This is a genomic window from Acinetobacter sp. AOR18_HL, assembly GCF_027855145.1.
In the GTDB taxonomy this organism is placed as follows: Bacteria; Pseudomonadota; Gammaproteobacteria; order Pseudomonadales; family Moraxellaceae; genus Acinetobacter; species Acinetobacter pittii.
In genome coordinates, this window is the sequence record NZ_JAKTIG010000001.1 from 1 (window position 1) to 9,084 (window position 9,084).

Annotated in this window: 9 protein-coding genes and 2 pseudogenes; 6 read left to right on the plus strand and 5 right to left on the minus strand. The window is 36.4% G+C overall.

The features are described 5' to 3' along the window. Both MKL51_RS00005 and MKL51_RS00010 read right to left on the minus strand, forming a co-directional pair. Positions 1–1,886 (minus strand): ESPR-type extended signal peptide-containing protein (locus MKL51_RS00005; RefSeq protein ID WP_270893782.1); only part of this gene is annotated, 1,886 nt, incomplete at its 3' end. A gap of 294 nt (positions 1,887–2,180) precedes the next feature. Continuing rightward, positions 2,181–2,842 (minus strand): annotated as a pseudogene (locus MKL51_RS00010) (IS5 family transposase); the annotation flags it as partial. Between the two features lie 661 nt (positions 2,843–3,503). Here MKL51_RS00010 and MKL51_RS00015 point away from each other — a divergent pair. Next, positions 3,504–4,031, plus strand: a complete 528-nt coding sequence (locus MKL51_RS00015) for a plasmid pRiA4b ORF-3 family protein (protein ID WP_000537572.1) — start codon at positions 3,504–3,506, stop codon at positions 4,029–4,031. Between the two features lie 180 nt (positions 4,032–4,211). Further along, a complete protein-coding gene (locus MKL51_RS00020; protein WP_004740252.1) occupies positions 4,212–4,823 on the plus strand; it encodes a recombinase family protein in 612 nt (203 codons plus the stop codon). A 128-nt stretch (positions 4,824–4,951) separates the two neighbouring features. Here the strand turns inward: MKL51_RS00020 and MKL51_RS00025 are convergent, their stop codons facing one another. Beyond that, on the minus strand, positions 4,952–5,992 hold the full coding sequence (locus tag MKL51_RS00025) for a hypothetical protein (RefSeq protein WP_071211299.1): 1,041 nt from the start codon (positions 5,990–5,992) through the stop codon (positions 4,952–4,954). 92 nt (positions 5,993–6,084) lie between these two features. Continuing rightward, positions 6,085–6,723: a Shedu anti-phage system protein SduA domain-containing protein gene (locus MKL51_RS00030; protein ID WP_071211298.1), complete on the minus strand. Its 639-nt coding sequence runs from the start codon at positions 6,721–6,723 to the stop codon at positions 6,085–6,087. Between the two features lie 205 nt (positions 6,724–6,928). Here MKL51_RS00030 and MKL51_RS00035 point away from each other — a divergent pair, with 205 nt between their 5' ends. The 4 genes from MKL51_RS00035 to MKL51_RS00050 all read left to right on the plus strand — a co-directional run bounded on the left by MKL51_RS00035 (position 6,929) and on the right by MKL51_RS00050 (position 8,907). Then, the gene (locus MKL51_RS00035) at positions 6,929–7,174 is read left to right on the plus strand and encodes a type II toxin-antitoxin system RelB/DinJ family antitoxin (RefSeq protein ID WP_000246756.1); all 246 of its coding nucleotides are present in this window, start codon (positions 6,929–6,931) and stop codon (positions 7,172–7,174) included. Further along, on the plus strand, positions 7,164–7,457 hold the full coding sequence (locus tag MKL51_RS00040; RefSeq protein WP_038349496.1) for a type II toxin-antitoxin system RelE family toxin: 294 nt from the start codon (positions 7,164–7,166) through the stop codon (positions 7,455–7,457). Before MKL51_RS00035 ends, MKL51_RS00040 begins: the two co-directional genes overlap by 11 nt. A 798-nt stretch (positions 7,458–8,255) precedes the next feature. Beyond that, on the plus strand, positions 8,256–8,612 hold the full coding sequence (locus tag MKL51_RS00045; RefSeq protein WP_004668307.1) for a type II toxin-antitoxin system RelE/ParE family toxin: 357 nt from the start codon (positions 8,256–8,258) through the stop codon (positions 8,610–8,612). After that, complete coding sequence (locus MKL51_RS00050) at positions 8,605–8,907, plus strand: helix-turn-helix domain-containing protein (RefSeq protein WP_001140620.1); 303 nt, start codon at positions 8,605–8,607, stop codon at positions 8,905–8,907. Before MKL51_RS00045 ends, MKL51_RS00050 begins: the two co-directional genes overlap by 8 nt. 26 nt (positions 8,908–8,933) lie before the next feature. On the opposite strand, the pseudogene MKL51_RS00055 reads toward MKL51_RS00050, so the two are convergent. Next, a pseudogene (locus MKL51_RS00055) lies at positions 8,934–9,084 on the minus strand (IS6 family transposase); the annotation flags it as partial.

Consider the following 9,084-nt stretch of genomic DNA (forward strand, 5'->3'; position numbering starts at 1 on the left):
ATTTTTTGGTTATTTAAATTTGCTCCACCATTTAAATTACTCACGCCTGTAACACTTAATGTGCCACCAGTTGCAAGATTTCCAGCTGTCACCGTGCCAGCAAAAGTTGGCGCATCAACCACGTTATATTTATAAGTATTTGTTGCAGCATCATAAGTTGCAGTTGTATTAGTTCCATCTGCTAGGGTGATGGTTTCACCTAAACTAACTTTATCTGTAGCACCAGCATTTGCTCTAAAATTCAAACCTTTTTGTGCTTCAGTTAAAGCATTGTTAGCTGTACTTTGCGCTGCATTTGCAGAAGTCTGTGCATTATTAGCATTAGTTAAAGCAGTATTCGCTGTATTTTGTGCTGTAGTTACGTTGTTGTTAGTTGTGGTTAATTGGCTAAAATTAACCGCATCACCAGGTGCGGTACCTGCAGCAAGATTAGTAATTTTTTGGTTATTTAAGTTTGCCCCACCATTTAAATTACTCACGCCTGTAACACTTAATGTGCCACCAGTTGCAAGATTTCCAGCAGTTACAGTACCAGAAAATGTAGGGGCATCTGCAATTTGGATATCAACTGTATTTCCCGTAATGACAGTTTTGACATTTGCGTTTGAACCAGTACCTGCAAGACCACCAGTAATATTTAATGTTGATCCAAGTTTATTAGTTGAACTACCTGCATTAGCATTAAATATTATTGCTTTATTTACCGCTGTATCTAAACCAGAAAGTGCAGCACCAACATTATTTACATTACCCGTTTTTGTTCCTGCATTTGGATCGGTAGTGACATTATAGTTCGGTACTGTATACGCATTTGTGGCTGGATCATAGGCTGCTCCACCACCCAAAGCAGTTGCTAATCGGCTATGTGCGTCATCATAAGCCTTGTCTAATTGCGCTACATTCACGGCATCAGTAAGGGCGGCACCATCAGCGACATTCTGAATGCGTCGAGTTGCGCTAGTCGTACCAACTGAAACTACGCCATTCGTAGCAGAAGGTGCGACATTCGTTAGAAAAGAATTACCCGCCTGTGCAGTTGTAGTGGAACCCGCACCTAATGCAACGGAGTTAAGAACATTGGCATTTGCATTTTTACCTATAGCAACGGTGTTATTAGCAGAAGTAGCACTTGTTGTTCCTAGTGCAATACTATCAACTGTATTAGCTGCAACTTTAGCATCTACACCAAAAGCTATAGATCTATCTGCACCAGTTGCAGTTTGAGAGCCCGCCATTAATGCCGCACTATAAGCCGCCTTAGCATCAGGCCCTTGTTGATTGTATATTGTGCCATTTATAGCTGTACCATCGCCACTCGATCCTAACGCCAAAGATCCTTGTCCGTCAGCGATTGGGCTTTTATGGATAGTAGATAAACCACTACCTATTGCCACACCACCTTTACCATTCGATGTAGTAGGGTTTACATTAAAACTAGAACCAATAACTACTGATTGAGTGGCAGTTGTTGAAGCAATGACATCATTACCAACTACTGTTGATTGCGCACCTAAAGCTGCAATATTTGCACCTATAGCTAAAGACTCAACTGCAGGAGCACAAGCAATACTGTTTTCATTTGCAATAGCAATTCCTGCACCCTCCGCCCCTGATCCGGCTGATGTACGCGTACAGTTTGCAAAGGTTGATCCTCCTCCCGCTTCATAACCAGCAAATGCAAAATTTGCAGTAAAGACTGTAAAAATTGCAAGAGATAGAATTTTGTAGTTAAAAACTGAGCTTAATGAAACATCTTCTAGTTGTTGATTTTGTAAACAAGAAGCTTCGACACTACAACGACTTTTTGTTTTTCCTTTGGCTAACTCAGAAACCGCTACCCAAATACCCAAAGATGCATTCCATACAACCTTATAAACCTTATTCATAATAATTTCCAAATGCAGAAAAGAAGTTAGAACTTGTAGCCTTATGTATACAAGTCGGTTTACCAAGTAAAAAAATGTAATTTATTAGACCTCTTGCGAAAGTATCGTTTTACCTAATTTTTGAATTGGCTAAAACCTTATAAAATGTAGCTTTGGGCTGTTTAAATTTTGACTAACGCAAGAAGTTTATTATAGAGTAAAATAAAGTTTTTCTTGTGAGAAGTAAATCACACTTTGACCCGGCTTTGTTGCACAAAGGCTTGAAATGCACAGCTGCCCCTAAGTGATCCAAATTTAAGTGGCAACTTGGGTATGAGGTTGACCTAATTCTGTAAATTTCTTTAAGACTGCCACACGTGCATGAATCTCGTTGACTTGATTGTTAAATTTTTAGCGCTGAGTTTCTCCCCTAATAATTTGATGCAATGCATCTTGGTTTCCACCAAACTTCGCCGATGATAGCCTGACCATTTTTTCCATAGTGTTCTGCCTAAACGTTTAACTGTTCGAAGTAATTCATTTCGCTCCTGAGAATGTGATTTTGTATCTTTCCAAGGTCTTGCATTTTTTCTAGGAGGAATCACTGCATGTGCTTGTCGATCTGCAATGACTTGACGGCATCTTTTTGTGTCATAAGCTCCATCGGTATAAACAGATTCTATTTGCTCATCCAATAGAATCTGATCAAGTAAATCACTAAGTACTTGTGAATCGCTGACATTATTTGTGGTGAGTTGTACTGCACGTATTTGAAGGGTTTCAGCATCTATAGCAATATGAAGCTTATGCCATTGGCGACGATATTCAGGCTGATGTTTCTTGCGTTTCCATTCGCCTTCGCCTAAAAACTTTAAGCTAGTTGAGTCGACCAATAGATGTAGTCCCTCATGACTTTTTTGATAGCTTATCGCAATATCAATATGCTTTTGTCGTCTACAGAGGGTGGAGTAATCCGGTCAGTGGAATAACTGAAAACAATTAATGGGTATATAAGGCTGCTGGAACAGGTAACAGCCGCGGTGACTTTGGTGGTGGTGTCTCTTTTGGTTTCCAATGGAAATAAGAGATTGGATCTTATAGTAGTTTAATATTTATAAAACTACTGAAACTCATTTTTACAAAGTGATGATTTTCATCAGCACCATTAAAATTGGACTTTCTTAAGTCCAACTTTAATGGTGCTTTTTTAATCAAAAAGGTTAATGGAATACTGTGTTATAAAAACTTAAATAAGGATTTATATTTTATAACTTTTTGAAAAGCAAAAGCTCCAAAGTTCGCATCCATTCGGGATGCTCTGTACCTACCGTTTAAAATCGAAAGGGAGCTTGTAGTCAGAGAAAAGGCAGGGGCGAAATTTTAATGCCAGGTGGTCGCTCGTAGACACTCGCCGGCTCTTACTGGAATGATTAAAATATCTAATCAAAACCGTGGAACATTGATTAAAGAATATTCGTGGAACATGAAAAATCATAAAAAAAGCCCAAACGGGCTCGATTGGGCTATAAACTAGAAACTACAGCATTGATTTCTAATGAAAATTATAACACGTTTCGTATAAGGTGTATTATGTTAATTTTAGATTTACTAAAACTATTTTTTGAGAACTAGGCTGTTATGGGAACTGTAAAGCTCAAATCTTCTGATGAAGTTTTTCAATTAAAAATTAGTCTGCTAGGTAGTGATCCTGAAATCTGGAGAACTATTCAAATTTCATCGGCAGCTACTTTATCTAGGCTCCATAAGGCAATTCAATCTGCTTTTGATTGGGAAGATAGCCATTTACATGAATTCACGACTATTAAGCATGAAAAGATCAATAAAAGACAAAAATTGAAAGAAGTTCTACGTGTAGGTAAAAAAATTATATATACATATGATTTTGGCGATTGTTGGGAACATTTGATTACTGTAGAAAGCAGACAATCTCCTGATTTAAATAAAAAATATCCATGTTGTATAGATGGTCAAAATCATGCTCCATTTGAAGATATTGGAGGAATTTTTGGATATCTTGATATTTTAGATGCATTACAAGACCCCAAACATCCAAGATATGACGATTACATGCAAATTATCGAGGATGAAATAGGAGAGATAGAGTTTGATCCGACCTACTTTAATTCACATGATATTAAGTTTTAAACCTGATTTAACATAAGGGCTGTTATACGAATTCCCAAGGCATGGCTTTTAGTCATGCTTTTTTTATCAAAAGAGTATAGCTGAATGATAGCAAGCCAAATCGCATACAATATCTATCATTAGACTTAATGCAATAATTAAATGATATTGTTATCATTAATCTAATAGAATTAAGATTAAATGATAGAAATGAATACACGTATTTATCTACGAGCTTCAACTAAAGATCAAGATGCAGAAAGGGCTTTGCAGATTCTTCAGGATCTAAACCAAAACTTGAATTTGGGTGAAACCATTGTGTACGTGGAAAACTATAGTGGTACGAAGTTAGACCGACCTGAATTGAATAAGCTGCTGTCAGAAGCAAATCAAGGTGACACCTTGTTAGTTGAAAGTATTGACCGCTTATCACGCCTAACCCAACGAGATTTTCAAGAGCTGAAGCGCAGGATCCAGGAGAAGGGACTTCGTTTAGTCGTAGCGGATCTTCCTACTACCTACCAAATGATTCAAACCAGTGACAGCATTACTCATTCAATCCTGGAACTCATCAACAATATGTTGATTGATCTCCTGGCAACAATGGCTCGCCTAGACAATGAGAAACGTATAGAACGTATTAAGCAGGGCCTGGCACGTTCGGGTTACAAGCCAACAGGTAAGAAAGCCAATGAGGCTAAGCACAAACGAATAAAAGAATTGCTAGCAGCTGGCAATATGACTAAGGAAGAAATTGCCAAAGCAGTGAATTGTGGAGTTGCAACTGTCTATCGAGTTGCTAAAGTTATCTAAAAGCGGACATTTTTACTTTGGAGAAACCGGACATTTCTATTTTGGAGTTACAAAGATTGCTTCACATAAGAGATTTTATGTTAAATAAATGGCTCCATTAGGAGCCAAAGTGGAGGTTTCCTGTTAATTCAGCACACATCACTACGATGTTTGGAAAGCATTAGAGATGCTGTAGATGGTTCTATCTCCATTTTTGTTAACTCTTGTGCTAATGCAAAACCATCGGTTCTAAACTTTCCAAGAGTTTCCTGTAGCTCACTAATATTATCAGTTTGTATAACCATACGTAATATGGTGCCTTTTAATCTGACTTTATGATCTTTTTTTTCGTCTTTAATCCATTGGAGACCATGTTTACCACTGGCAATAAAAAAATCTCCCCCCATTCCAGCTATACGATGAGTCATATACAAACCGAATCCACTATTTTTCCAAAAGTCGTCTGATTTCCTTTTTTGCTTTTTGCCATATGCAACTTTACTAGAAATACTTGGCAACAATGCAAAATTTAAAGCGTCTTTATCAGTTCCTATATCTGGTAATGTACTGTTTTCATTTAAAGAATTTCGAATACCTTGACCTCTATCAAGAACCACAATTTCAGCTTTTCTTAGATATGGCCAATATTGAGCGCAAAAAGTAATTTTTGGGGCCTTTGAATGTTCAACAACATTTCTAATGATTTCTCTGAAACAAAAAGTTAATGTGTCTACTAGAGTAGTATCTTTCTGAGAGGTAAGTAATTTTGCTAATCTTTCACTATAATTTTCAACAATTTGACCAACTTGCTCGTACGTGTCTCTTGCTTCTTGTCGTAAATTTTCTACATCAACAATGGTGATAGGTATATGGGATGCTTCTTTGGTTGGAAATTCCTCTCTAGGTGGTTTTCCAATATCAAAACCACAATTTTGAAAAAGTCCCATGTGCTTAGCATAACTAATGCCTTCATTATCATGGTAAATACAAGAAAGCTCTATATCTCTAAGTCTTGAAAAAGTTTTAACAAAATTTGAAAAATAGACTATCCCGAAAGGTTCAATAGTTCCTAATTTCCTAAAATCGAGTTCAATTTTTTTAGTGCCTTCAACGATCATATCTCTTATATTTTCACAATAAGATAGTGATGTATCAAACGTTAAACTTAAAATTTCTAAAGTAGTTTTCAAATTAACCCCCCAAAAAAAGAACTAATATTATCATTAAATTAAAATCTATTTTTTATTACAGCCATATGTTCAATAGCTTTGCTCCAGAGCTATTAGGGTAATATTTTTCTCCATGTCATTATGTAGGAATATTCTTCCCAATAGGCTTGAAGTTTACTAGCATTTAATACAAGAGGGTTTTCTTGAAAGCTCCAATAGTGATCTGGAATTTTTTCATAATTTTCGATAGCTCTATCAAAAATATTCATAGATCGAATTTCGATACTATTATGATTTTCAAAAGCTCTCCATAAGCTAGCCTCTCTAGCCTCCCAATCACTTTTTTCACCAATTACTAGGATATATCTGAACTTCCTTACCGCACCAAAAATTCTTCTTTTTTCAGCGGGATTAAACTCAAAATATCTTTGCCAACTTTTTACTTGTTCGATTCCGTGATTTAACTCTGCACTTGGTTCCCTGTTTTGATTAAAAAGTCTTGCACAAGGTTTTTCAATTTCAACTAATACCCATTCAGGACCATCTGAATTATCATTTAGCCAACAAAAATCACATCTAAAATTATTACCAAAACTAACTTCTGAAAAAATGGGCTGTATCCCAAAATGTCTTGAGAATAATTCAGAGAAAAGAAAGCTATTTTCTTTTAGTAATTGTAGAAGTTGTCTTTCAGAAGAATTAGATCTAGCCGTTTTTAGCTGTTCTCTTACTTTTTCTATATCAAAACCCATTATTCATCCGCATAGTTATTAAAATGCAAAATCATACTTCATTGAACCTAAATTTTGCTTAATGAAGTGAAGGTGTTTCTTTTGTGTATAAAAAAATTATTTTTAAAGTTTTCCTAAAATTAACATAATGGCGGTTATACGAAGTCGACTTGTAATGCAATTTGCATTACAGTACTCCTAGTACATTAAATAACTGGGAGATATGATGGCTACTGTTAACTTCAGGGTCGATGAAGCCCTTAAAGAAAAATCCTATTCCATCCTTAAAGAACAAGGTATTGCACCTACAGATTTCTTTACTAGTATTCTTGAGTATGTTGCTACGACTGGGAAACTACCTGTCAAAAAAGCTTTGCTTTCAGAAGAAGACGAAGAATTATTAGCTCTTGTCCGTAAGCGCATTAATGACCCTAAAGAGATGTTTGAGGAAGTCACATTAGATGACTTATAAGCTTTTACGTCACAAGGACTTTACAGCAGAATGGGAAAGACTCCCTGTTGCTATACGAGATCAATTTAAGAAGAAACTAGCCAAAGTCATAGAGCAGCCACATATTCCAAAGAATATGCTTAGAGGCGATCTTGCAGGTTGCTATAAAATTAAATTATTAAAAGCTGGTGTCAGACTTGTCTATCAAGTTAAAGATGATCAGGTAGTTATCTTGCTCATCACAGTCGGGAAACGAGCTGATAGCATAGTTTATGACGAAGCTAAAAAGCGCATTAAAGACTAAAAATGGGAGCTTATAGCTCCCATTTTTGCATTCGTATAACGTGTATTATGTTAATTTTAGAGAAATTTAAAACTCAACATAATTAATTAGGATTTAAGTATGTATTCAATTTCATGGACATTCATAGTCATTTTTTTTTCGGCATTGCTTTTGATCATTTCTAAACGAGATTTCAGACATAAAAAGATGATTCAATATTTTGCTGTATTTACGATCTTTTTTATACCTACTTTAGCAATTTTAGGTTATTTTGATTAAGCCATTTAACATAATGGAGCTTATACGAAATCACTTCTAAAAAATTATTGTTTTTCAATTATTTAAAAAAATAGTCATGACTAAAAAATAGGTGAAAAGCCGACTCCGAAACAAGTCGGCTGCTTTTTAAGCAATTTTGTCACTTTTAGCCAATAAAATTGATTAAAAAATGCTCAAAATTTCAATTTTTCCTGATTTCTAAAGGCCTTCATTTCTGAAATTATCCCCATTTCCTGCGGACAAATATTGGGATAATTTGAGGATATCTGCATGTACGTTTTGGCGTACAGCCATTCAAGAAAATTGCTAATAGGCAGACACCACCAGATTGCATATCATGGCTTCATTGAGAACAGGATGTTCCAGATTAAAATAAGAAGATCAGCGACAGGACGCGAGGGATGACAGGAGTTGCCCCTAGTACCAAATACGAAAAACCCCGACAGGATGTCGGGGTTTTTTATTGCCTATCCTTTCTCATTTGCAAAACAAACATAATGCCCCTAAAATATAGACTATAATCTATATTTTGGTTGTGGTATGTGGACAGTCATTACGACAGATCTATTTAATCAGTGGCTTGAACAGCAAGATGAACCTACACAAGAGAAGGTCCTAGCTGCCCTGGTTGTTCTACAGCAGCAGGGACCGAGTTTAGGCCGTCCTTTAGTAGATACTGTGTATGAGTCTAAATTTACCAATATGAAAGAACTGCGTGTTCAACATCGCGGTAGACCCTTAAGAGCTTTCTTCGCATTTGATCCCTTACGACAGGCTATTGTTCTATGTATTGCTGATAAAGGCGGTAAAAAGCGTTTTTATAAAGACATGCTGGATATTGCAGATGAACAATACCAACTTCATCTCACTACCCTAGGAGATAAATCTAATGGCTAAGACTCTGCAAGAATTGTTAGCTAGCCGCTCTCCAGAGAGCCAAGCCCGTATTCAAAAAATGGCTGATGAATTACTGCTAGAAAATCAGCTTCATCTTATTCGTGAAGAACTCGAAATTTCTCAAAAAGAGCTTGCTGAAACTTTGGGAATAAAACAGCCATCGCTTTCAGCAATAGAAAATCGTGGCAATGATCTTAAGATTTCAACCATGAAAAAGTATGTTGAGGCAATGGGTGGGAAGCTCCGTATTGATGTAGAGCTTCCAACAGGAAAACATATAGGATTCAACGTTTAACAATAAAAATGGGAGCTATAGGCTCCCATTTTTATTGTTAAACGTTGAACCCAACGGTAAATATTCGTGTGATCAACATTCGCACCCCGTTCGGCCAGCATTTCCTGCAGTTCACGATAGCTAATGCCATATTTACAATACCAGCGCACAGCCCAAAGAATGATTTCGCCCTGAAAA